Below are 23,976 nucleotides of genomic sequence, written 5' to 3'. Positions count from 1 at the left end.
GGGACGCATCCAACTACTCAACTCTACCGGGTGTTCACCGCTAAGCACGGGAACGTTAAAGAGCCAAAGCCAGTGGTAGTAACTGGGAGTCTCTTACGACTAAAAAACAGCCTACTTTCATGGCTCATACCTAATAACGACGACGCAGCCAAATTTACTACCGCACATGTGTAAACAGGATGGTATCTCGCATGCCTAATAACAGTTTCAGCGGCGTAGCTACCACCCCACCTACTAAATTTGTCTCACAATTAGTTAAATTTAATAATTCCAATTCCTCTCTCGCCTACCCAAGTCCTCAATCCAATGGTTTCCTCGCTCGCCCCGGCATCCCCCGCCGCAGTACACAAGGTCTAGTTCGGCTAATCCCTCCCTGGGCTGCTTCCAGGGTCGGATAGAGAGTTGCCGTAATCCACCGGTCACACGCTGAGACGACAGCATATCGACCATCGCCATGACACAGGCAAGCATATCGGTTCAGCGGCGGTAGGCATGGTTAGTCCAGGATGGCTGGGATATTTGTTTGGTGGACATGGTGGGGCCTTTCATGGTTATGGTTGATAGAGGTTATGTGAACCTGCCGCTTACAATCCTGGACACGGATATGGCCCATAGGTATATTCGGCAATCATGCCCAGTGTAACTCTCAGAACTACGTTCACTTCATACTCTACCGGTCGAACTATTGGTGAAGGCGGGTCGGGTCGAGTTTATGAAGCAAAGGATGAGTCAGGTTCTACGTTCGCGGTTAAGATTCTCGATCCTAAAAAGGCAACCGGGAACAAGCTAAAACGATTTAGAAATGAAGTGCAATTTGGTATCCGCAATACCCATGCAAACATCATCACTATTGTTGACCATGGCCTATATGGTAATGGGAAATCCGCTTCACCCTTCTACGTCATGCCGCGCTACAGCCAAACGTTACGGAACCTAATAGAGGGCGGGATTGGTTCGGTAAAAGTTCTGCCATACTTCAGCCAAATCCTAAATGGAGTTGAAGCGGCACACCTGAAAGGAATATTTCATCGCGATTTGAAACCTGAAAATATTCTTCATAGTCTCGAAGCTGATCAGCTAGTAGTAGCCGATTTTGGCATTGCGGCTTTTGAAGAAGAAGAACTATACACGGCGGTCGAAACAGGTCATCGAGATCGACTGGCAAACTTTCAGTATGCCGCGCCAGAACAGCGCCGGAGAGGGCAATCCGTGGACCATCTAGCGGATATTTATGGACTTGGCTTGATTCTGAATGAGATGTTTACAAAGGAAATACCGCAGGGAACCCAATACCGACCGATTGGTGCTGTTGATCGTGACTTCGCCTACCTTGATGACTTAGTAGCACAAATGATCCGCCAGAACCCGGCGGACCGGCCTTCGACAATCAGACAGATAAAAGAACAGCTGATTGCACGTCATAATGACTTTGTTACTCAACAGCGGGTAAGTCAGCTTGAGAATACCGTTATTCCCGAAACTGAAATTGACGATCCACACATCGCTGATCCAATACGGCTAACGGAGGTAGACTATCAAGATAATCAATTGATCCTAACTCTAAGCCAGCCGGTCAACGCAAATTGGCGGCACGCTTTCCGTAATTTCGGAAACCATACTGCTGTCTTTGGCAAGGGACCTGATCAGTTCGAGTTTCGCGGGAATGAGGCCAGAATACCAACTAGGGCGCACGATGCCGAACAGATTCTTGCCTATTTTAAGGAATGGTTACCAAGAGTGAATAAAAAGTATGAAGAGATTGTCAGTTCTGAAAGAGCCAATGCAATGGAACTGAAGCGCCAAGAATTACGACGCCAACTAGAGAGGGAAGAAGAACGGCAACGTGTTCTTTCACGCCTCCGGGTCTAAGTTGTGAAAGCTAGAACTTAATCTGACAGTCAGGTAGAGTCCTCCTTCTTTCGAAAGGAGCGAGGACAATGACGACGGAGCAGAAGATCATCAAGGCCAAAGTCGGCGTGTTGGAACTGGCGAAGCAGCTCGGTAATGTCTCCAAAGCCTGTCAGCTGATGGGGTATAGCCGAGATAGTTTCTATCGGTTCAAAGAACTCTACGACAGGGGCGGCGAGGCCGCCCTCCAAGAGATTTCGCGACAGAAACCCCTCCTCAAGAATCGGGTGGCGCCTGAAGTGGAGCAGGTGATTGTGCAGATGGCCATTGAGCAGCCGGCTTGGGGGCAGGCCCGCGTGGCCAATGAACTGCGCAAGCAGGCCCTGACGATTTCCCCGGCGGGCGTGCGATGCATCTGGCTCCGCCATGATCTCGAAACGATGCGGAAACGATTGAAGGCGCTGGAAGCGAAGGTGGCGCAAGAAGGTCTGGTGCTCACCGATGCGCAAGTGGTGGCGCTCGAGAAGGCCACCGCGGATAAAGAAGCGCACGGGGAATTCGAGAGCGCATGTCCCGGCTACTGCGGCGCGCAGGACACGTTCTACGTCGGGACGTTGAAGGGCGTGGGCCGGATCTATCAACAGACCTTCATCGATACCTACAGCAAAGTCGGCTTTGCCAAGCTATACGACCGAAAGACGCCGGTGACGGCCGCGGAATTGCTCAATGACCGAGTCTTGCCGTTTTTCGAGCAGCACGACATTCCGCTGAACCGTGTGCTCACCGATCGTGGCACGGAATACTGTGGCGCGCCGGAGCGCCATGAGTACGAATTGTACCTTGCCGTGGAGAACATTGATCACACGCGCACCAAGACGCGGCATCCCCAGACCAACGGGATCTGTGAGCGGTTCCACAAAACGATGTTGAACGAGTTCTACCGCGTGGCGTTCCGGAAGAAGATCTATCGGACGCTGGAGGAACTCCAGGCCGACCTGGATGCATGGATACAGGAGTACAACGAGCAGCGCCCTCATCAGGGCCGCTGGTGCTATGGCAAGACGCCCATGCACACCTTCATCGACAGTGTGCCGCTGGCCAAGGAGAAAATGTTAGCGGCCTAAACCCGGTGAGGACTCGCTGTCTGTCAGATGAAGTCTTGAGTTATACATCTAAGTACAGTATCGTTCACGTCCTTTATCGGCACGGAGAGATTTTCCTTCTGATCGGCACAAGGTGGGGGCGTAGGGGGAAGAGCACACCAGTTCTCTGGCTTTTGATATTCTCCGGTTCGTCTATTTCTGGCCGCTTTTGAAGTTTGTCGGGCATTATACCTCCATTTATATCCTTCTCGATGGTGATATCCTTGCGGCGGGCAAGGGATTCCATATCCTCGTGTTCTCGTAAGCTTTATATAATGGACTCATAGGCTGCCATGTTTTATGGCTTTGGTCAGCTTCCCATTACTCCGTCACACCTTTTTCATTCGCAGTCTTCTGAAAATTCTTAATTCCTTTTCGATCTAACATGGCATCACCTAAGCCTGGAATTTTCATAGAGAGGGAGGTAGAAGCCCCCAAAGCGCCGAAGCTAAATCTTCGCTGGGATGTTTGGGATGCCGGTTATTTCCAGCATCTTGAACAAAGAGGTTCCGAGATAGCTTATCAATAAGATCCGCCGGAAGCTCAGACCCTTTGTCGTCCTTCCATTCTGATGCCATCTCGAAAACCCAACTTGCCCGGTCAATGTCGAGGTCTAACCGCATGAGGCGAAACTCTTCATTTGAATGCAGGCTAAACCATTCATTGTTCCAACGAATATAGAAGATGATTGCGGCTGCAATCGCAATACCGCTTAGCACAGGCTTCAGAACATAAAACCAGGCCCTCCACGCGCCGCAACTGCCTGCTTTAAGTCTTGCCGTAGTTGCCTTCTTGCGTGTCGGCTGCTCCGATCATCGAGTTGTTTTTCTCGCTCTTCGAGTTGCTTCAGGCGAAGCTTCAGGGACTCTTCGCCTTGAAGCCTAATGGTCTCTATCTGTTTTTTATCATCTTCCCGTTCGGCGATAAGCGTTTGTCTTAGAGTATCTGCCTCAGCGTCTTTCTTGCGTCGGTATTCCTCATTTTGCTCTATCAATTTTTGGGACAAGTTTTCAAGACGTACTAAGGTCTCTTCTCTCTGCCTATAAAACTCGGCAACTTCGGAACCAAGTATTCTCTCGATGCTTTCCTTTGAATCAATAGCCTGAAGCTCGGTGTACACCGCAGCAATAAAGCTGGCGTACTTCGCAGGTTCATCATCCTGAAAATGTATGCTGACTTGATCAAATGGTTCCTGCCTCTGAATAGTGATGCTACCGTTCACTGCTGGAAAAGATGCTGTAACTGTAGAAAATATTCTGGATTTCGCTTCTAGTATCTCCTTTAGTGCGACGTGATCTTTTATCCCGTCCCAGGGTACACTGAATGACCTTCCCCCGATTTTACAGACACCTCTCTAAAGGAGGAACATGATGGGCAGACCCGGCAATCCCTCCGGGCCGAGCAGGCGGAACTGGCCCGACTGCGCCGAGAGAATGCCATCTTGAAGCAGGAGCGAGATTTTTTACGACGTGCGGCGGCGTTCTTCGCGAAGGAGTCGCGATGAGATACCGGGTCATTCAGGAGCACGACCGTCGCTATCCGATCCGTCTGATGTGCCGGGCCTTGGCCGTATCGCCCACCGGGTATTATGCCTGGCGGACCCGGCCTGCGAGCGGCCGAGCGACCGCGAATCAGACGCTGCTGACCGAATTGCGCCAGCTGCACCATGAGAGTCGCCAGACCTACGGGAGCCCCCGGATGTGGCGAGTGCTGGTCGAGCGAGGTCGAGTCGTGGGCCGCCATCGCGTGGCCCGGCTCATGCGGCACGATGGGTTGCGCGCCAAGACCGTCACGAAGTGGCGTGCCACCACCCAATCCAGCCATTCGTTTCCGGTGGCCGCCAATCAGCTGAACCGGCAGTTTACCGTCGCGGCTCCGAATCAGGTGTGGGCCGGGTGTAATCACCTGTCAAGAAGTGGTCTCCTGGTGGCTGAGCCGGCGGCGGTGAATATTGAGCTCATGCATGTGACTCAGGATGGGAGTGTGCCGGTAAATCCGTAACGGGATTTGGACCGGGCTCCGATCGTGGAACGAGGGAAGGCAGGCCGGGCCGCATGAGGCACCGGGCCAGCTTCTCCGCTGGAGTCAAACCATCGAGGGCCATGGAGAATCGGTCGTGGTTATACCGCTGTTCCAAGGCTTGTACCGCCGCGGCGGCTGAATCAAAGACGGCAAAGGTACGGACGCTCCAGAACTCCTCATCATCGATGCGGTGACTGCGTTCGACCTTGCCATTCTGTTCGTGCCGGCGTGGCTTAATGTATCGGAGGCGCATGCCGGCCGCTTGCACGGCTAAGGCGAAGGCAAGGGAGAATTCGTCCCATTGTCGACTTGAATCTTCGGAAATAGCGAACGGGTAGTGCTGCCGGATCACCGAGAGGAACTGCAGGCTGGTGTGATGATCCTTTTTCGGATAGAGCCGGAGGAGGCGATAGCGGGTGCAATCGTCGAGCGCCGTATACTGAAAACAGCGCTGGCCCGCAATCTTCACTTCCTTAACATCGACTTGCACACAGTCGCCGGGCCGCTCGCGGCTAAAGAGTGTGAGTTGCCGGGGCCGGCGTTTCGGAGTGCGACGGATGGGGGGATAGCCGAGTTGGCGGCAGATGCGCTGGATCGTAGAGGCCGCCACCCGGATCCGATGGACCCGCTCCAGCCAGATCCGGATCCGGGCGGCCCCATACTCCAGGTCCCGGCGGGCATGTTCGATGAGCTGCACCGTGCTCTCCGGGATGCGTCGACGTCGGTGGGCCGGATAGCGCGGCACCAAACCCAACGGTCCCTGGGTCTGCCAGCGTCGTCGCCAGCGGCGCACGGTCTTGCGATTCAAGCCAAAGCGGTCGGCGGCGGGGTGCACGCCATAGTCACTGGCATAGCGCAAGACGCTAAGCGCCCTTTGACGGTGGGCCGGTACTGTTTCGGAATCTTCAATGTCTCCAGTTCTTTTGGCCGTGACGGTTAACATCGGTATCCCCCTTTCCGGAATGGCTGAACTCTAGCCTAGCCAGGGGGCCCATTCTCAACAGGATATGTCACGCGTCGAGGGAACTGTTGGGACAACGCCTGTGTCGAGAGCTTCTTTGGCACCTTGAAACGGGAACTGATTCATCATCGCCCGTACCAGACGCGGGAGGAAGCCAGGCAGGAGATCTTTGAATATCTCGAAGTGTTTTATAATCGGCAGCGGCGTCACTCGACCCTCGACTATCGGTCCCCGGCTGAGTTTGAAGCGAGGGCGACTGTCGCGTAACCCGGTGTCCACGGAATCGGGGGAAGATCAGCCTGTCATGATAGGTACCGAAGCTGGAATTACTGTTTTTCAGTCCTTCGTATCGTGCCAGTTTTTCTTACTTATGGATTTGTGGTATTGGAAGAACAACATGTGGAGCAATCGTAAAATAGTAAAGCCGAACCGGGTGCTTAAGGTCAACTCGTCCCACCGCGCGCGTTACGCCAGATTAAAGGAAAGACAGTGCCCAGCTATGGCTAGAGACAATACTGGGGATGCATATTCAAACACTTTCTAGAAGGAGGAGGATGCTTTTGTATTTCTCAGGAAAATCAGTCTCCAGAGTCTTTTGAAATTCTTCCTTGGATTCCTCACCCATTCGCCACAAGTTAGCATGGAGAGCTGCGATGAGTGGGACATTAGCAATCGACTTCACCGTCATTGAGGAGGGATTAATCAATAAGACATAGAGAGGGTCATTATCTTTATACCTATTTTCATTTTTATTATCTCCCAACCATTTAATGGCATGCCACAATTCCTTGACGCCGGTATCGGAATCTCCCAGCACAATCAGAGCAAGACCTTTGTTAAGCGCGAAAAGAGGGTCATAATCTTTAGCAAGGGCGTTCTCTAGTGTAGCCAAAGCGCTGTCTGTCTTTCCCAGTAACAATTCACAAAAAGCTAAGTTATTCGCTATAACCGATTCTTGTTTGTCTTGGTACATTCTCCTAAAAATCTCCGCAGACTCTGCTATTCCTCCTTCGTCGAACTTCATCACTGCGATATCGATTTCACTAGGGCCAAAAACGTTCTCGGGAAGATCGGCGCCAGCGATTCTGGCAAGTCGATGAAATTCAGTATTCGTCGGAAGCTGCCATTGATAGAAATTCAGAATGACCAGCACAATGTTACTGCTTGATAAAGAACCTAGACTAGAGTTGATCCATGCCTCTACCGTTTCTCGGCTAGTTGAGGTTTCCGGGCTCTGTAGATATCTGCATCGGAATATTTGTCTGCCAGCAGGAGATTCCATCTGGACGTCGATATCCACGGCGACCGTCGTATTGTCAAATGATGCCACTATTCCTGTTAAGATCATATCGTTAAAATCATCTTTGATTTCCGGTATCGGTTCACCCTTACGCAAGGCAGTGAGCGCCAACAGCGCTTCATCGGCAGATGACACAGCAAAGTAACCGCGACTATGTATAGTCTTTGAGATTGCCTTTGCAATGACATGACGTAGCAATTCTCCGAAGGAATCATCGGACCATTTCCAACGTTTATCCTTTTCCAATTCAACGAAGGACTTCCAATATCCTGCGGTCAACGGAGAACCGACGAGCCTTATTTGGGTTTCGCTCTCCGTTATGCCCATATTGAATAATGTTGAATAACCCTGCCTAAGATCCCACGTTAGTGAGTTCACTTCTTCTTGAGATAGTTGAGCACCTTTTTCCAATGCTCTTCGGAGAATTTCGATCTCAATATTCTGCTCTAGGTTTATGCCTTGTCGAGAGAGCCACTTGGATTTAAAAAGGTACTTGTCTGGCAGTTGTTCTATGGCATTAATAACCGATTCGAGGCCAGCAGTCGCGTTTGCTCTGTACTCGTGTAGTACCTCTCTAAATACTTGCGGAATAAGTGCCATTCTCTCCGCTTTTCCTTCCTCAACGAGGCGATACATATGATGACAATACAATTGAACTTCAGATGGATCTCCGCCGCATAACTCGTGCAACTCCATTATGTTGGAGTATTCAGGGGCGATTTCTTTTCTGTTGGATGGCTTCAACGGTTTCGTCACAAGCTGTGCTGTATCGTTTGCTTGAGAGAACGGTTTGACATCTAGCCGATGGAACTGCCTTGGTACAGGAGAAAATATCTCTGATATGGACGGGAATATCGCTTCTGTGCCTGCCATGACTAACGACGTTCTTTGAACGACTTGGAATATGTTTCTCAGCATCTGTAACAATGGCGCATTAGTCCCAAGGCAATCCGCCTCATCTACTAAAAGTGCAATACCCATGTACCCTCGCTGCTGAAGCTCCTCTATGCAGGATGTAAAATCATGTATAACTAGCGCGTCGTTACAAGAGAAAGTAGAGAGGTCACCGGTATGGCAAGAGTATGCATAGGGAATCTGCAACACCACCTTTTCGAGTGATGGCGGTTGTGCTTTAGCGTACATCATCTTAAACAATTCCATGTATATTGGGCCTTGCAGCCCTCCCCAGCAACCAGCTTTGGCTAATGTGATTATTAAAGTCGCATACAGATCATGCCAGAACAATCCTGGTCCACGAACTTTGTTCTCATTCAGGTCTATCCGAATGGATAGGAGTTTCAAGTCGGTTGCTATGGATTCCGTTCCATTTAGCAGACTCGTTTTTCCCACTCCTCTTTGTCCTATCAAGGCGAGATGTGGACTTTGGCCGGATGCTGTTAAGCCAAGGTAGTATCGAATTGACCGTAACTCTCTACCGCGTCCTGCTAAAAACTCGCGATTCTTGATCGGCTGTCGAGTGTATGGATTTGGTGGAAGGGAATCTTTAGAGAATCCTTTCATAAATAGCCCCTCTTCAACTCGATGACAGCCTCGTCTAGCAACAAAATGACGTTATTGTTTTCAATGAAGCGTTGTCGGATTGCAGCCGAGCCTACCCCGGATCGCAATGAATTGTATTTCATTATCATCATGGCTGCAGTTTCGACCTTCCTACAATCAAAACCAGCCAAGGTCTCCACGCCCCACCAGTACTGCTTTGTCGCGGTTTCATACTCTTCAGAAGGCGAGATTGGCGCTTCTAACTTAGAAGCAGTTTCCCTTGCTGTCTCCAACCATGTAGCTAACACTCTCGGTGCCATCTCAGGAAACATGCCGGTATCTAGATTATTAAACAGATGATTCAAACCATTTGCTTCGAGCGCGGTTTCCATTTTAAGTCTGAGCGTTTCAAGGGCTGGCAGCCCGTTCTTTGGGATAGGCCGAGAGTGGCACACTGCATTACGAATCCCGAGAATGCCTTCAATGTCTTTTATAATCCATTCTCCACCAAAGGTGTTGACCACTTCCGTACCAACCCTTTGTTTAATAATTTCAATCAGCTCCCCAAGACTTAGATAGTAAAGTGGGCCCAGACACACGTAGTTGTAATGGGGGCGATTCTCATCCTTTTGTGCCTCTCTAATTTGGGTTAGCAGTTGGCCAGGGATTCGCCTCCTCCATACAGTTCCATGGGCTTTCTCCATAGCATTTCTGATGCATTCTCTCAGCGCGACTTCAATCCAGAGAAGGATTCTATAGGCCCTAATGTTATCTTCTTCAAATGAGAGCATTTCACAAGATGAAGGGTACACGGTGTTATACCAAGATTCGCGGATTTTAGGAGGTTTATCAGCTAAGCTTCAAGAAAAATGACTAACCGAAGCTGATTAGTCTTAGTGCTTAGTGAAGCGCACTGTCGATAGATAGGTATAACTGCGGTTTAGTCTGTGGTTTTACCCTATGAAGAATGGCAGAGATCAGCTTTCTCCACATCCTTAAGACACTGATCGACTGGTCGCTGATTTGCCGCAACATAGTCCTTCACCGCGATAATATGGTGCCCGCTTTTCCGCAAGGTTTCAAATATGATGCGGCGATAGTCTTTCCGGTCTTCCTACGTCGAGGAGAGATAGACGGTCACCTCGATAAACCTGTCAGTAAGTACAGTACCTCCGAGCAAATACAAGTATTTCAACTGCGGGATGGTTGGATGAAAAGCAGGTTTATCTGAGAATCGTTGTGACCCTATCGCCTTAATCCATTTTTCGCACAACAGGGAGGGAATCTATAGCCTATAGCCCCCTATCCCCCCGATTTGTCCTTACCCGTCTCGGCACATGGGGTCTGTCAGCTGGGTGTGGCGGGGTGCGGTCAGCGAGTTGGTTGAGGCTATTCTTGGCGACTGTTGCCCTTCTTCTCGTCAGTGCCCATGCGGTTTTCCCGCGTCTGAGTGGCTTCATTTTCTAGCCTATACTTTGGCGGTTCGTTCAGCATGATACCTCTCCGTATATCCTTTGAGAAGAAAGATAGCCTTCCTTCTGATTCAGTACAGACGAATATCCATCTCATATGGCCTTTATAGAGATCGACTATGCTAGCCATCACGTGATGTATGCACTATTCGGTCACTCCCTTTTAACTTGCGGTCTTCCGGAAACTCCTTAATTCCCTTCTGGTCTAATGTAGCGTTACCCACGCATGATATTTTCGTGGGAAAGGGATGTAGAAGTCCCAAGTAGCGCGGAAGCTAGGTCCTCGGCTGGGATGCTTGGGATGCTTCTTTTCTCCGAAGTCGTTAGCCAAGAGGTTCCGCGAAAGCTTATCCAATAACTCAGCTGAGAGTCCCGACCCCTTTCCATTCTGGCGCCATCTCAACGACAAAACCGGTCGATATCAAGGTTAAGTAGTCGTTGATGATCAGGTGTACTGATGCCATGGTTGAGGTCACAGGTCTTGATGTCCTTTTCAGAGTTAGTCCATGGTACTTCGCAAAACAAAGGGAGGAATGTTGACATCTTCACGCGTATTTGATCCGGGTCTTTGCTACTCAACCATTAGCGGACATAGCTCCACCCCTTTTAGCGAGGACTGCCGAAATCAGCCATCTTAGTCCAGCTACCCTTCGTCGCCTTGAGGCCCACGTTCGCCGCTATTGCCGCTCTACGGCTACATTTATCCATTAAGATACTACTGTATCCTTTTATTCTTCTTCCATTTGCGTGAGCGGTTATCCAAAATTCGTATCCTATGGAAATTTCAGGCTTACCAACCATACCACTGTCCTTATTCTTTGGCTCGCATTTTGCTCAGCAAGAAAGCGCGCAAGCAGGCTTAGGATTGCAACTGTGAAGAATAAGCATCTCGGTACTTCATTTATGCCGCTATCCCTTGTTATTGCCGTATCGGTTCTATCTCTCTTGTCAGTTTTAGAGGGTTGCACAGGCGGAACAACAACACATGGTTTTCACCCACTTATGAAAGACCAGGCTTACTGGTTTAACTATGACGCTACGCGTCGGGGTACAATCCTCACCCCAAGGCAGGAACAACAGAAGGGTGTTTCTATGTGTGCGGAGCCCTCTCCGGACGCGGCACTCAATACTGCAATTACGAAGCTAGCTGAACTGTCTGCCTCTGGAAAAGCGCTGGATACAGTACCTGAGGTAGCTGCATCAGTTAAAGCACAAGTAGATTACACTGGCAGCGTAGTGGAATTAGTATCTCGAACTCAAACTATTTTGTTTCTTCGGGAGGCGATGTACCGTCTATGCGAGCAACAGTTGAATGGAACCTTAGACCCCCGGGATGTCAGATCGCTCTATGCAACCATCGTCAACACGAGCGTCACACTCGCAGAAGCGCAAGTGATAGAAACGCTTTCAAGGGTAAAAGACAAAGACATGGCGGGTGACCTTCTACAGATCTTCATAAATGGTCAGATCGAGTTAAAGAAGATAGAGCTACAGCAGAAGAAGGACACGGATTATAGAGACGGCACACCTGTAATCACTCAGCAGAACTGATAGTACGCGTGGTTCATCCAGCATTAAAGCACTTGATGTGTAAAGATTCATAAAATGCACCGAGCTTATCTGTCCCGCCTATTATTAGCCCTAACTACATTGTGTGTGGCTGATCAAGCACATAATGCTTATGCTATCGAAGAATTTATTGTTCAGATTCAAACATACACACTAGAGGGAAAGAACGATGAAAGGGCTAAACAGCTAATCGATAACTTTTCTAGCGTCCTAACGCCGTTATTCACTTTCGCGAAATCAAAGAACCTTCCAGCTGAGTTTATTGAAAATCATAAATATCAAATTACTAGAGAAATTTACAGAAAGATAAGGTCTGGCAAACTTCATTATGAGGGGTTGGATCACTTTGGTGCTCTACGGGCACGTGGTATTGAATATGTTGTTGTGAGCCAGATAACCGTTCAGCCGGGAATGGAGCAAACATCAAAAATTCTAATAAAGTCCCGAATTGTACGTTTAGATGCGGACCATTTGAATTCCGTGAATACCATTGAGCACTCACTTCTTCCAAACACATCTTACAAGTTATTCTATGCAGGTTGGGCTAATAAGTTAGTGAATGCTCTATTAAGTGACAAAGGCATTCCTAAACCGCAAGGAAATAGCGTTCTAGTTCTCGGGTCCACCTTTTTCCCTGATTCTGTCATAACATGCGCGTGGTCGCGAACAACTGCAAGTTACCTCCAGGCCGAGATTCGGCTACTACTTTCCAAGATCCTGTTTGACGGGGAATTGAACCGCTTTAAACCCGAAGTTCATCCTAATTCCGGTGATCCTTTGACTGCTTCAATGGTCCAAACGCTTAAAGAAGACGATGCAGATGCTGCCGTGTACGTCCATTCAGAAATAAGAGTTAGAGATCTTCACGATAACGGTAGTTGCATTGACACACCAGAGAAGATTCACATCATTTTTCTATTTGTCATAGAGGGCAGGAATAATTTTAAGGAGGTGGCTGGCGAGGAGAGCAAGCTATTAAGCTTAAGTTCAACGCTCGAATCTGTACTGAAAACACTGAAATCAAAAATCGCGGGAAAGGATTTCACCCAAGCTGAATTGTAAGACCCGCCTAATATGAAGACTATTCTCGTATGGTTTCTTGCTGTGGCTCCTATGGCTTTGTTTGCCAGCTCATTGTGTGCAGAGGAACGCGTATCTGATTCAACCAATATCATTATCGCACCCTTTGAGACGACGGATTCGTCTCCTGGCACAGCAGATCTGAAAAAACTTATTCCGGATTTACTGCGCGCAGGATTATTGTCCCGTCCAGGGATTTCGGTTCAATCGCTCGATCCAAGTGAAAAGAGAACCGGATCGGCATACCCTGATGCAGATTTTTACAGATGGAAAGGTGCTGAATTCATACTGAAAGGAAAGATTTTTCAATTAGACGATCGATCCAAAGGACAAGCGCTTATTGATATAAGCCTCACCGATATAGTGGCTGGAACGGTAATATTTAGGGACTTCATCCGCTTCGACAAACGGCTCCTTATATCCATGGACAAATTAATCACGCGACTGGTGGAAACCATAGAAAACCGCATCAGTCCGGGCGACATAAAAGACAAGAGTATTATTTACGCCATTGGGGGTACGTTCCGGCAAGATGGTGATCAAGACCACTATCATTTTTTGGAGTCAGTCATACCCGGTGCAATAAGGGAGAGTATTGAACAGGCAAAGATCTTGGGAATAACCTTGCGACAAGGCATGACGGATACTCATTCTGAAATAGCAAGTGATGCTTTGATTGATGGGACTTTCAAGATAACTCAAGAGCATATGATTGTGAACTGCGTAATTACTGAGCGCGAGGGAGCAGTTTTCAAAACAGAGGTTCACGGACTAAAGAACGATTTGGATGGCACCTTGAAAAAGGTATCACGAAGACTCATAGAGGTAATACGAGGACGCGTATCCTATAGCGGAAAGTGGAAGGAAGAGTCGCTTCTCCTAGCGAGTGTCGAGCCGGAAAAATACCGCGACAAAGCAGCGCAATATGTCCAACAAGGCGACTATTACTCGGCGATTCTGATGTACCGAAAAGCCCTAGAGATCCGTCCTGACGACATGGAGTCCCTTAATGGTTTGGCGTCTACGTACTTATCGATAGCTGACTTCAATGAAGCCAGCGACCTCTATAATAGAGTGGTTGTTCTCAGTCCATCAAATGCAAATGCATATTACGGCCTTGGGATCGCCTATGCGAATTTAGCGGCTTATGAGAAGGCGATTTCAGTCTTTCAGAAACTGCGTGAGGTCGCGCCCAGCGACCATAGCATGGAGTTCAAGGCGAATAAAGCACTTGGTGATGTTTACTCCGCAATCGGAGAACATGATAGTGCTATCTCAAGCTATAGACAGGCGGAGAGCCAACAGCCTGGCGACACAAATATCACGTCCCGATTAGCTGAGGCTTATTATGCTCGCGGAATCGGGAAAAAGGACAATGCTGAACTAGACGCTGCCTTACAAGATTTTGAGACCTCTATCAAGATGGAGCCGAATGCGGACACCTACATCGCTATGGCGCAGGTATACACCGACAAGAATGATATTGCGAGCACAGAGCAAGCTTTGAAGAGTGCGTTGCACTTAGCCCCGAGAAAAGAAGAAGTATATTTAGAATTAGAATACATTTATAGGGATAAAAGTAAGGGTCCATTTATCGATTTACTACAACAAGCCATCGAAGCGGCACCAGACTATTATCTTCCATATGTCACTATAGGTGTAATCTGGCTTAGCAATGGAGAATTTCAAAATGCTATCGCCGCGCTGCAGAAGGCTGTAGCACTGAATCGTCGCGACCAGCGGGCTTTAGATGCATTGAGTGGAGCGTATGCGAGTATCGGCGACCTGGATCAAGCAATAACGACTTCCAGCCTCTCAACCGAAATCGAACCTACCGACTTCCGCTATACTTACCTAGCTGATTTATTCCGCGCGAAGTATGATTACGTCTCAGCGGAAGGCTATGTGAGGAAAGCAATTAAAATGAACGATCGATCCGATGAGGCATATCGTAGCTGGTCAGCTATCTACAGTGACCAGGGGGATTATAGTCGGTCAATAGAAATCATTGAGAACGGCTTAAGTGTTATCCCGAACTCAGTGAAGTTATATGCGCAACTAGCCGAAGTCTATAGATTGCGAAAGCAGTTGGATCAGGGGATCAGTATCATAAAAAAAGCGCTGAGAATTTCGAATGAGAAGAGATACCCAGGCGACATTATTAGTCATTTATATCTAATTAAGGGAACGATTGAACTAGATGAAGCACAGTTACAATCCGACAGGCGTAAATATGAAGCTGCTATAGAAAGTGCAAAGCAGTCATTAAAATACAGTAAATATTTCCAGGAGGACGCCTTCTCCCTGATAACAAAAGCATATGCAAAAATAGGACGGCCGCTCGACGCGGCAACGCTTCTTGAGAGCTATTTTAAGGCGGACGAGCCTAATGTATATCTATTGACCCAATTGGCAACCTTATATCATGAAGTATTTTTTGATTATTCCAAAGCATACACGTATTACGAAAAGGCCTATGAAATAGGAGGTAACAACCTGAACGTAAAAATGAATTTTGCCGAATCGAATTTTACAATGAGTCACTTTGATGTCACACTAAAGTTGGCTGATGAAGTACTGAAGGAGCGTAACCTCCCTGTTAGAGGAAAACTAGTTATGAAGATGCTTCGAATAGCCTCGTTACTATTAGTCAATATGAAAGCAAAGGCTTTTTCTGAGCTTAGCGAATTTTCGTCGATTTTTAGAACAAGCCAACCAAAGCCGGCTGAGCCGGAATGGCAGGATGAAGGTGTACGGAGATTCATAACGCATCGATTAGGTGGTCCAGAAAGGGATCTAATCTTAAATCTTATAGAAATTGTCGGGTCCCGAACCAAAGAAGAAGGCGAGAAACACCTTCTCAAGCTAGAGGAGGATTTACCTGAAACACTCCGCCGACTCTTGACTGCCAAACATGGGGACATAATCCGTGATACTCCGTTTCTGCCTGCGCAGCGGATGACCGATCATGGGATGCTGTTGAATCAATTAAGCGTAAAACGGTTTGCAGCCGTTGATTAATGGCCCGTAATTTTTGTAACTTTCTCCTTCTTTTAGCGCGTGTGCTTGGCAGGATTGTTCGAATGCCCGTAGATCGCTTTCCTGGGCGTTGGATAGTACGCTATCTCCATCCCTTCATATAGGTTGCGCTTAAGTCATGTAATAAAAGGACCCGACATCCTTCCAGCAAAGCGCAATGCATTTTTCGTACAACAGAGAGACAACCCATAGCCTATAGCCGCTTAGCCGCCCAATTTTTCTGTCGAAACCGCCCACACTGAGCGCGGTGAGATTGCTTCCGGTGAACCGGCAGAGAGCAGACAGAAGGCTCAGGGTTACGATAGGAGGTACAATGAAAACATTGCAAATTTATGAAACAACGATCATCGCAGAAACATCGCAGCACGCGGCTCATATAGTCGTGCTTCCTTCAAGATCGTTTCGTGAATTCAATAGCGACATGCCGGTTGGGGATATTTTGCCAGAGTTGGGTATGCGTCTCATCACCGCCCAGATAAATCCATCGAATATCACGCGCGCTCTCGCAGTTGCTCTTTCTAGTTCGGTCTCGACAGAGGAGGTAGACCAACTGCTGGTCTCAGCAAGCAATGGGAAAATTGAAATGCGCTCTGGTGTCGCTGTCGTTGCAGCGTCCGACTTGACCTTCGCAGAGGTCGTGGGCTTTGATGATGTCATACCGATCGAGCAGTCACCTTTGAAGGCAGAAGCCCTCGTAACACTCGTCACGAAGGCATCCGGCGCTGGGGTTGGAGCATTTGTAGGATTTGTCGCGTTTGGGGCCAGTCCTATGCTACTGGTGACGGTACCAGCTGGAATGATAATTTGCGGGGCGGCAAAGGGAGTATCTGATGCGCTTGAGGCCGGACTAAGGGAAAAGTTGCTTCAATGGCTCAAAGGAAAAAATAAAGGTAAGAAAACTCAGGGCGGTAAGGAATCTTCCAAAAAAGATTAGCGACACCAAGACCGGGGTGGTTGATCATGGATGACCTTCCGACAAGGAAGACATAGAAAATACCTTTCTATAGCATGGCTAGATAAATTTTCCGCACGAATAGAGAAGGAGCCTAAGGCCTAGAGGCCCCTATCCCCCCGATTTTTCCTTCCCCTTGCTCCACGCTCGGGGGCGTGGCGTTGGTGCTGCTGGGGTGCGGTCGGGGAGTTGGCTTAGGCTATTCTTGACCACTGTTGCCTTTCCCTTCGCCAGTGTCCATGCGGTTTTCCTGATTTGGAGAGGCGTCTTGTTCTAGCTTCGAACCCGCAGGTCGCAGGTTCAATTCCTGCCGGGCGCACCAAATAGTGCCTTCCTCCGGTGAATCCATGGCGACGGCCGAGACACCTTCATTCCCGCTTCGGCGTCCCCCGTTCACTCGACCGACCCAGGCGGCTTCATCCATGCAAGATCTTCAATCCTCCACGGCGAATTCAGATAATAGGTGCCGCCCGCAAGACGCTCATTGAGACGCAAATCAACCCTTCATGGATGCCGAAGGACTTCCCGTCGGGCCATATCGAATCTCCCTCGGACGTACTCCTGTACAGATTCTTCCGTTCCGGATGGTGAACCCTACAGTCGAATTCAGGCCCAAAACGAAACACATCACGGTTTTCGTCGATAAGTCCTGGCGTTAGGGCTCGGCGACTGCTGGTACTGCCGTTGCAACACTCTTCCCGGAAATTCCGACGGGAGGTTCCGCCATGAGACTCCACCAATCCTGTGGCATCGGCATAATCGTCGCCATTTTGTTGATTGCTCCAACGCTGCCGGAAGCATGGGCGTTGACCGCTGCTCCGGCCAGTCTCTCATTCACCGCTCCGGCAGGAGGCGCTAATCCTCCCGGCCAGACCGTAACTGTTTCGAAGAGCACCAAGCGCCTCGTGAGTTGGACCAGTTCCGATAGATCCGCTTGGCTAACGGTGGCGCCGACCTCAGGACAACTTGTTTCTAGTGATCAAGTCCTTGTCACGGTGAACATCGCGGGGCTGGGTGTGGGCATTTACACCGGCACAGTGAAGATTCGAGTCAGTAACGGCTCGTCGCTCCGGATCCCGGTGACACTCTCGATCATCAGCCCATCGTTCACTCCACCACCGCCTCCGTCCCCGGCGCCACCGACGACCGCGACCTTGACTTGGTCTCCCAATGCCGAGACAGATCTTGGCGGGTATAAAATCTACATGGGTAGTGCTGCAGGGGTCTACGGCGCCCCTGTTGTCCTGGGCAAGGTCACGTCATACACAGCCGGTAATCTGCAGCTCGGAAATACGTATTACTTTGCGATCAGTGCGTACGATACAAGTGGAAATGAGAGCCCGCTCTCCACGGTCGTAACCAAGAGCATTTACTAGCGCCGCATAAGGATATGGTGTGCGGCGCCTGTGTTACCGAAGCGGGTCGTTTGAAGCCAAGCGCTCATCGTCGGCCGCCAAGCGTTTCAAGACTTCTTGGGCGACAAGCCGATGGCCCTCGATGTTGTAGTGCGCATGGCGCCGGGAGGGAAAGAGGGACAGCGGATCAGGATGTTCGGCAAATGAGGTATGGAGATCTACGAGGGGAATATCCAGATCGCTCACCATGTTGATGACGATGTCTCTATCGTGACTCGCGAGTTCCGGGATTCGATACCGTTGCCATGCGGGCAAATAGATAAAATACAACTGTCCGCCCCATGTCGAGACCGTTGTCCGAGCTTCTCGGAGGATACCCCGGAATAATTCCAAATCTTCCTGCGCGGCGGGCTCGGCGTTGGTCTGCAAAAATTCGATGAGTTCTCCGGAGAGACCGTCCCGCCCGACCGGCCTGTCGAGCATCGACTTCACCGAGTTTCGCAGCCGCTGGAGTTTAAGGAACTCCTCGACGTTGAACGAGGAATCCTGCGACTGCATGACCTGGTCAAGATACGTCGTGAGCAGCCGGTCCACTTCCGCCTGCCGCTCGATCAAGCGTTGAGAAAAAGACGGTTCCAGATACGTCCGCAAGAGCGGTGAATATTTTTCCCGGCCGTCGAGATCGCGAAGATCATTTCCCTCGAAATAGAACCAGAGCACGACCTTCGGGCGCAGCGACGCTGCATACTCTTTGAGCGTGGCGAGCATCGCCAAGGGGCCGTCGCCGTTAATGCCGAGATTGATCGTCGCCGGAAGACGGGATCGAATGCCCGCGACAAAGCTCTCGTCCGACGGCACGCACGCTCCGTGTGTGAATGAATCGCCGAGGGCGGCGATCTGGATCGGCCGGGTTTGCCAAATTCCGTGAGGATTGTGAAATCCGTGCTCATCGCTCTCGTAAATGATGTATTCCCCGCTCTCATTGCAAAAGACGGTCGTCACGTTCGAGAGACTGGCCAGCGGCAGGAGTTCTCCCTGATCACTTGTAAATACCGATCGGATCACCCCTTTGCCGGCTGATTGAAACAACACCGCCGAGAATACGTCCGGAAACGCCCGAATGCCCTCGTTTCTGAGGTCCTGCACCACTTGCAACCTGGTCCTGGCGTCAAATGCGGTGTGAGAGGACTGCTCTTCCTTGATGCGCCTGACTGCCGCGCGAGAATCACGATCCGACGGAAAATTCAGCCAGTCGCCCATGCTGAAACGGCTGGAGGAGAACAGAACATGGCCGACGAGGGCCTCGGCGCCATAGGCTCCCACCGCGGTTGAAAGAAGCAGGAGGGCGAGATTGAGTTTGGTCGAAACGGACAGGCGCAATGCGGCAAACCCGATGACGGCCAGGAGGATCAGCACAACATAGTGCCATGCCCATCCGTGACGCAGGAGCATGACAACGAGGAATAGGAGGCAGGATGACGCCGCGGTTATGAACACCGCATCGGCTAACTTTCGTACGCTCTCCATTCAGCTTCCCTGCATAGGCACGCAAGCATCCCGGTTGGAGGAACAGATGGACGGTCCCAAGCCGCTACGATCAGTACGAACGCTGTGTCGCCGTAACCGTGATGTGCCACCACCTTACCAAAAGAACAACCCCAATGTGAACGCCATTGGCCGGATGGCCGGGGAGGAGGACTTGAGCGGCCCCGCATTCTTGCGTACCATGCAGCCTTGTCTTGGGATCGCGGGACGTCGATCTAATGATGAACGATAGCAGGCGAATGAAGCCCGTTCGTTCGATCCGGCCATGACATTGACTGCCGTGTTGATCCGTCTCGCCAAGCAAGCCGTCAAATTTGTATTCCCTTCCAGAACCTATCTGAACATGCGGGAAGCCCTGCTCGGAGAGGAGAGCCCCGCCATTGACTGGAAGTATTTCTGTTCATTGCGACGCCTCCGGCCCATCCGGCTCGATTCGGGGGCGCGGGTCGGCCTTGGCATCGGGCGGTACTACATCGACAACTTCATTGCTCAACATGCCGGCGATATCCAGGGCCGGGTCTTGGAGGTGGCCGACAGGCGTTATACCACAAGACACGGCGGAAACCGCGTCTTGCAGTCGGACGTGCTGCATGTAAAGGCCGGTAACCCGGATGCGACGATTATTGCGGATTTGACTTCGGCGGACCATATTCCGTCGGATGCATTTGACTGCGTCATTCTCACGCAGACATTGCAGTACATCTGGGATTCCCGCGCCGCCGTGCGGACCATCAAGCGTATCTTAAGGCCGGGCGGGGTTTTACTTGCCACGGTGCCCGGGATCGCTCAAATTACCCGCTACGACATGGAGCAATGGGGCGAATACTGGCGATTTACCACATTGTCGGCGCAGACGCTGTTCCGGGAACAATTTCAGGACGAAAGCGTGACGGTGCAGTCCTATGGAAACGTCCTCACCACGATTGCCCGCCTGCACGGCATTCTCGCCTCTGAACTGCGCCCGGAGGAACTGGATTATCACGACCGTGACTACGACGTCATCATTTCCATCAGGGCAGTGAAGCAAGGCGGGACGTGAGGGTCGCCACGGGCGTGGACTCATGTTAGTCTTCATTAAACGGGTTCTTCCTGAAAGGCTGATTCAAGCGCTCCGGCTGGTCCGTGCAGCGTTTCGCAAAACCATACTCGCCTATCCTCACGCGCTCGAGCCCGGATCGGTTCTGTTCAAGATATGTGAGCAGCTCGGTTATCGAATGACAGACAACATTGCCGCGAAGGCGGATCTCGTCATTCATTGGGAAGACTCCTCGTTTCGTCCGGCCTATCCCGCCCTGGAAGAACGGAATCGGCGGCAAAAAGTCCTCAATCTGCACTGCCGGGATATTTCCAAACTGAAAGTAGATGCCACACATCACGCGGTGTTCGGCTATAGGCTTGAGGTGGATCCGTTACGGCATCATGGCCCGTGCGTGAAGAAATCGAATGAAAACGCCATGAATGACGGGACGATCATTGAGTGTCCGATTGCCGAGCGTGACGAGCGCTGCGTCTATCAAAAAGAGGTAAACAACCGAATAGACGCCGAGTACATAGAAGACATTCGCGTGCCGGTTTTCGGGCACCTGATTCCCTTTTGCTATCGGAAGCGACGGCCGATTGTCTCCCGGTTCAGCAATGAAAACACCTCGGCCAGCCTCTGTGAAGTGGATACGGTATTGTCCTCCGTTGAAGTGCGACAAATTTTGCAATTCTGCGATGCGATGGGGCTGGATTACGGAGAGTTGGATGTCCTGAGAGACCGGGATGATGGGAGACTGTATGTGGTCGATGTGAACAATACTCCCTGGGGGCCCCCCAATCATCTCGATCGTGCAAGTGTCCCGATTGGGCTGCAACGGCTTTCTGAAGCCCTCGCATCGGCGTTTATGTCACCAGGTCCGTACTCTCCGTCTCGATGGTTCTTGTGCCGGCCACCATGGACCAAGTGAAGAGCGGCGCCGATGAATCATTTTTGAACAGCGGCGTCTTCACCTCCATACAGTAACCTTTCGTTCATACCAAAGGCAGAAAGATACGGTCTTCCACGGCTCTAGCTCGTTCCTTTCCATTCCTGCTCGTTAGGATTCGCTGATTCCATTCCTTCTCCCTCCAACAAATGGCATGGCAGTTGCTCAGTTCCCCGGAAGGAGTCCCGTAATACCACTGCGTTAACCGAGGAGCAGGCCGATGAGATCCGGTCATGATCAGGAAGGATCCAGACACACACCATTTTCCGTTTGGTCGGCCGGCCGGCTGCTCTTGTGGGCCGTAGCGCTGGCCTTCGCGCCGATCGGATTCTCAGCCGTCCCGGCATGGGCCCAAAATATTCAGGCCAGCCCCTCCTTGCTCTCGACGACGGTGGTGAAAGGGCAAAGCGCGACATTGACGTTGACGTTGCAGAAGACCGGTACCGATCCGCATAACTGGGAACCAAAAACCAGTGTTCCGTGGATCGGCCTGACGCCCAACTATGGCAGCATCAATACCATCACGAGCGAACTAGATCAGATCAAAGTCACGGTCAATTCCGCAAACATGGCCATGGGAGCCAACTCTGGTCTGGTCTATATCTGGGATACGGCCCCGGGCGTATCGCGGCTCATCTCCGTTCCCGTCATGGTAACGGTAACTCAAGCCGGGACAGTCAGCCCGCCGCCTGCTCCCGCATCACCGCCCCCGGCTTCTCCTCCCTCTCCGCCTGCGGCATTGCCTCCTCCGCCACCAGCACCGCCATCACCACCGCCGGCCGCACCGACCCCGACATCCCTCAATTCCAACATTACGGCGTTCCCTGCCGCCCTCTCGGCGACTTTGGCGAAAGGCCAGAGCACGACACTCACCTTGAATTTACAGAAGGCGGGCACCGATCCGCATAACTGGGAGCCGAAGACGAACGTGATGTGGATCGGCTTGTCACCGAACTACGGCAGTGTCAATACCATCACGAGCGAACTGGATCAGATCAAGGTTACGGTCAATTCGGCAAACATGCCGGTGGGTAACAATTCAGGGCTGGTGTACATCTGGGATACGGCTCCCGGGGTATCGCGACTTATCTCCGTTCCTGTCATGGTGACGGTGACGCAGGCCGGAACTCCATCACCTACGCCGCCGGCTCCCATCTCACCGCCTCCGACGCCCCCGTCACCATCTCCGGTTCCCCCTTCTCCACCTCCGCCGGCACCGCCATCGCCGCCTCCGGCTCCGCCGTCGCCACCACCGGTACCCCCGACGGCGCCCGGTTTACAATCGAATATCACGGCGTCTCCAGGTGCTCTTTCTGCAACCGTGGCCAAGGGACAGAGTGCGACGCTCACGATAAATCTGCAGAAGACCGGAGCCGATCCGCATAACTGGGAACCGACGTCCAGTGTTCCGTGGATCAGCTTGTCTCCCAGCTATGGCAGCATCAACACGATTACGACCGAATTGGACCAACTGCAGGTCACGATCAACACGGGGAACCTTACCGTCGGTACGAACCACGCCTTGGTCTATATCTGGGACACTGCCCCGGGGCTGTCACGTCTTGTGACGGTCCCCCTGACCGTAACCGTGACTCCGGGCGGCGGCACCACACCGCAGCCGTCTCCGCCTCCAGTTCCACCGGTTGATCCCAATGGCCAAGTCGCGCCGCCCCCGCCGCCGCCCCCGCCAGTCCCTCCGGTGAACGGCGTGGCGACGGTGACATGGTCTGCCAACAGTGAGGCGGATCTGGCCGGATATAAAATTTATGTGGGCACCACGTCCGGCGTGTATACGCGAACCATTGATGCCGGCAACGCCACTTCTTATGCGATTACGCTTCCCAAAGGCGTGACATACTTCTTCGCCGTCACGGCCTATGACAGGTCGGGGAATGAAAGTGCGCGTTCCGGCGAATTGAGCCGGAGTCTGTTCTAGGTGTGCGAAGGCTGCGCGATGTGTCATCGCGCAGCCTCATTCTCTTCCTTGACTTCACCCCCTGCTCTCCTCTACAGTCCGCCTCCATATAAGGCTTCGGTTAAGGGAAGAGGGTGGAATTCCCTCACGGTCCCGCCGCTGTAACTGGGAACAACACCGTTGCATGTCACTGTCGCCCTGCGCGATTGGGAAGACGCGGGTGCTTGGTTGATCCAGAAGTCAGAAGACCTGGCCGAAGACTGCGACCACTATTCCCTCGTGGGGTGGGGAATGAGGCGAGGACGAAAA

General features: G+C 51.2%; 16 protein-coding genes, 2 pseudogenes and 1 riboswitch. Of the genes and pseudogenes, 12 read left to right on the top strand and 6 right to left on the bottom strand.

Annotated elements, in window-relative coordinates; translation table 11 throughout:
- Positions 1-630: 630 nt before the first annotated feature.
- Both ACWGXE_RS20395 and ACWGXE_RS20390 read left to right on the top strand, forming a co-directional pair.
- Positions 631-1,869 carry a serine/threonine-protein kinase gene (locus ACWGXE_RS20395; RefSeq protein ID WP_447599976.1) on the top strand — a complete coding sequence of 413 codons (1,239 nt, stop codon included), beginning with the start codon at positions 631-633 and terminating at the stop codon, positions 1,867-1,869.
- A gap of 68 nt (positions 1,870-1,937) precedes the next feature.
- Positions 1,938-2,972, top strand: a complete 1,035-nt coding sequence (locus tag ACWGXE_RS20390; RefSeq protein ID WP_447597908.1) for an IS481 family transposase — start codon at positions 1,938-1,940, stop codon at positions 2,970-2,972.
- Between the two features lie 428 nt (positions 2,973-3,400).
- On the opposite strand, the gene ACWGXE_RS20385 is transcribed toward ACWGXE_RS20390, so the two are convergent.
- Together ACWGXE_RS20385 and ACWGXE_RS20380 are read right to left on the bottom strand one after the other, a co-directional pair.
- Complete coding sequence (locus ACWGXE_RS20385; protein WP_447599975.1) at positions 3,401-3,709, bottom strand: hypothetical protein; 309 nt, start codon at positions 3,707-3,709, stop codon at positions 3,401-3,403.
- A gap of 5 nt (positions 3,710-3,714) precedes the next feature.
- Positions 3,715-4,212 (bottom strand): hypothetical protein, encoded by a 498-nt coding sequence (locus ACWGXE_RS20380; protein WP_447599974.1) that lies wholly within the window; start codon positions 4,210-4,212, stop codon positions 3,715-3,717.
- A gap of 138 nt (positions 4,213-4,350) precedes the next feature.
- Here ACWGXE_RS20380 and ACWGXE_RS20375 point away from each other — a divergent pair.
- A pseudogene (locus ACWGXE_RS20375) lies at positions 4,351-4,886 on the top strand (IS3 family transposase); the annotation flags it as partial.
- A 61-nt stretch (positions 4,887-4,947) separates the two neighbouring features.
- Here the strand turns inward: ACWGXE_RS20375 and ACWGXE_RS20370 are convergent.
- A complete protein-coding gene (locus ACWGXE_RS20370) occupies positions 4,948-5,955 on the bottom strand; it encodes a helix-turn-helix domain-containing protein (protein WP_447599973.1) in 1,008 nt (335 codons plus the stop codon).
- 66 nt (positions 5,956-6,021) lie between these two features.
- Between ACWGXE_RS20370 and ACWGXE_RS20365 the strand changes: the two are divergent.
- Positions 6,022-6,240: pseudogene (locus tag ACWGXE_RS20365) on the top strand (IS3 family transposase); the annotation flags it as partial.
- A gap of 262 nt (positions 6,241-6,502) precedes the next feature.
- Here the strand turns inward: ACWGXE_RS20365 and ACWGXE_RS20360 are convergent.
- Together ACWGXE_RS20360 and ACWGXE_RS20355 are read right to left on the bottom strand one after the other, a co-directional pair.
- Complete coding sequence (locus ACWGXE_RS20360) at positions 6,503-8,794, bottom strand: hypothetical protein (protein WP_447599972.1); 2,292 nt, start codon at positions 8,792-8,794, stop codon at positions 6,503-6,505.
- Positions 8,791-9,477: a hypothetical protein gene (locus ACWGXE_RS20355; RefSeq protein ID WP_447599971.1), complete on the bottom strand. Its 687-nt coding sequence runs from the start codon at positions 9,475-9,477 to the stop codon at positions 8,791-8,793. Before ACWGXE_RS20355 ends, ACWGXE_RS20360 begins: the two co-directional genes overlap by 4 nt.
- A gap of 1,641 nt (positions 9,478-11,118) precedes the next feature.
- Between ACWGXE_RS20355 and ACWGXE_RS20350 the strand changes: the two genes are divergently transcribed.
- From ACWGXE_RS20350 to ACWGXE_RS20330, 5 genes are all read left to right on the top strand, one after another.
- Positions 11,119-11,796: a hypothetical protein gene (locus ACWGXE_RS20350; RefSeq protein ID WP_447599970.1), complete on the top strand. Its 678-nt coding sequence runs from the start codon at positions 11,119-11,121 to the stop codon at positions 11,794-11,796.
- Positions 11,797-11,901: 105 nt separating this feature from the next.
- Entirely contained in the window at positions 11,902-12,876 is a 975-nt protein-coding gene (locus ACWGXE_RS20345) for a hypothetical protein (RefSeq protein WP_447599969.1), read from the top strand.
- Positions 12,877-12,888: 12 nt separating this feature from the next.
- Entirely contained in the window at positions 12,889-15,915 is a 3,027-nt protein-coding gene (locus tag ACWGXE_RS20340; protein WP_447599968.1) for a tetratricopeptide repeat protein, read from the top strand.
- A 331-nt stretch (positions 15,916-16,246) separates the two neighbouring features.
- On the top strand, positions 16,247-16,867 hold the full coding sequence (locus ACWGXE_RS20335) for a hypothetical protein (protein WP_447599967.1): 621 nt from the start codon (positions 16,247-16,249) through the stop codon (positions 16,865-16,867).
- 743 nt (positions 16,868-17,610) lie between these two features.
- Complete coding sequence (locus tag ACWGXE_RS20330; RefSeq protein WP_447599966.1) at positions 17,611-18,261, top strand: BACON domain-containing protein; 651 nt, start codon at positions 17,611-17,613, stop codon at positions 18,259-18,261.
- A gap of 33 nt (positions 18,262-18,294) precedes the next feature.
- Here ACWGXE_RS20330 and ACWGXE_RS20325 read toward each other — a convergent pair whose 3' ends face one another.
- Positions 18,295-19,767, bottom strand: coding sequence for an SGNH/GDSL hydrolase family protein (locus ACWGXE_RS20325; protein WP_447599965.1), 1,473 nt, complete (start codon positions 19,765-19,767; stop codon positions 18,295-18,297).
- Between the two features lie 283 nt (positions 19,768-20,050).
- Between ACWGXE_RS20325 and ACWGXE_RS20320 the strand changes: the two genes are divergently transcribed.
- From ACWGXE_RS20320 to ACWGXE_RS20310, 3 genes are all read left to right on the top strand, one after another.
- Complete coding sequence (locus ACWGXE_RS20320) at positions 20,051-20,824, top strand: class I SAM-dependent methyltransferase (protein ID WP_447599964.1); 774 nt, start codon at positions 20,051-20,053, stop codon at positions 20,822-20,824.
- 22 nt (positions 20,825-20,846) lie between these two features.
- On the top strand, positions 20,847-21,734 hold the full coding sequence (locus ACWGXE_RS20315) for a hypothetical protein (RefSeq protein WP_447599963.1): 888 nt from the start codon (positions 20,847-20,849) through the stop codon (positions 21,732-21,734).
- A 238-nt stretch (positions 21,735-21,972) separates the two neighbouring features.
- Complete coding sequence (locus ACWGXE_RS20310; protein ID WP_447599962.1) at positions 21,973-23,688, top strand: BACON domain-containing protein; 1,716 nt, start codon at positions 21,973-21,975, stop codon at positions 23,686-23,688.
- A gap of 81 nt (positions 23,689-23,769) precedes the next feature.
- Positions 23,770-23,938: riboswitch (cobalamin riboswitch) on the top strand.
- Positions 23,939-23,976: the final 38 nt, after the last annotated feature.

The sequence above is a fragment of the Nitrospira sp. Nam80 genome (genome assembly GCF_965152575.1).
This window is presented reverse-complemented; position numbering and strand designations above follow the sequence as displayed.

Excerpts from the sequence above, each read along its gene's own strand:
- ACWGXE_RS20395 (WP_447599976.1), top strand. The coding sequence starts at position 631 with ATGCCCAGTGTAACTCTCAGAACTACGTTCACTTCATACTCTACCGGT.
- ACWGXE_RS20390 (WP_447597908.1), top strand. The coding sequence starts at position 1,938 with ATGACGACGGAGCAGAAGATCATCAAGGCCAAAGTCGGCGTGTTGGAA.
- ACWGXE_RS20370 (WP_447599973.1), bottom strand. The coding sequence starts at position 5,955 with ATGTTAACCGTCACGGCCAAAAGAACTGGAGACATTGAAGATTCCGAA.
- ACWGXE_RS20360 (WP_447599972.1), bottom strand. The coding sequence starts at position 8,794 with ATGAAAGGATTCTCTAAAGATTCCCTTCCACCAAATCCATACACTCGA.
- ACWGXE_RS20355 (WP_447599971.1), bottom strand. The coding sequence starts at position 9,477 with ATGGAGAAAGCCCATGGAACTGTATGGAGGAGGCGAATCCCTGGCCAA.
- ACWGXE_RS20340 (WP_447599968.1), top strand. The coding sequence starts at position 12,889 with ATGAAGACTATTCTCGTATGGTTTCTTGCTGTGGCTCCTATGGCTTTG.
- ACWGXE_RS20335 (WP_447599967.1), top strand. The coding sequence starts at position 16,247 with ATGAAAACATTGCAAATTTATGAAACAACGATCATCGCAGAAACATCG.
- ACWGXE_RS20330 (WP_447599966.1), top strand. The coding sequence starts at position 17,611 with ATGAGACTCCACCAATCCTGTGGCATCGGCATAATCGTCGCCATTTTG.
- ACWGXE_RS20325 (WP_447599965.1), bottom strand. The coding sequence starts at position 19,767 with ATGGAGAGCGTACGAAAGTTAGCCGATGCGGTGTTCATAACCGCGGCG.
- ACWGXE_RS20320 (WP_447599964.1), top strand. The coding sequence starts at position 20,051 with ATGACATTGACTGCCGTGTTGATCCGTCTCGCCAAGCAAGCCGTCAAA.
- ACWGXE_RS20315 (WP_447599963.1), top strand. The coding sequence starts at position 20,847 with ATGTTAGTCTTCATTAAACGGGTTCTTCCTGAAAGGCTGATTCAAGCG.
- ACWGXE_RS20310 (WP_447599962.1), top strand. The coding sequence starts at position 21,973 with ATGAGATCCGGTCATGATCAGGAAGGATCCAGACACACACCATTTTCC.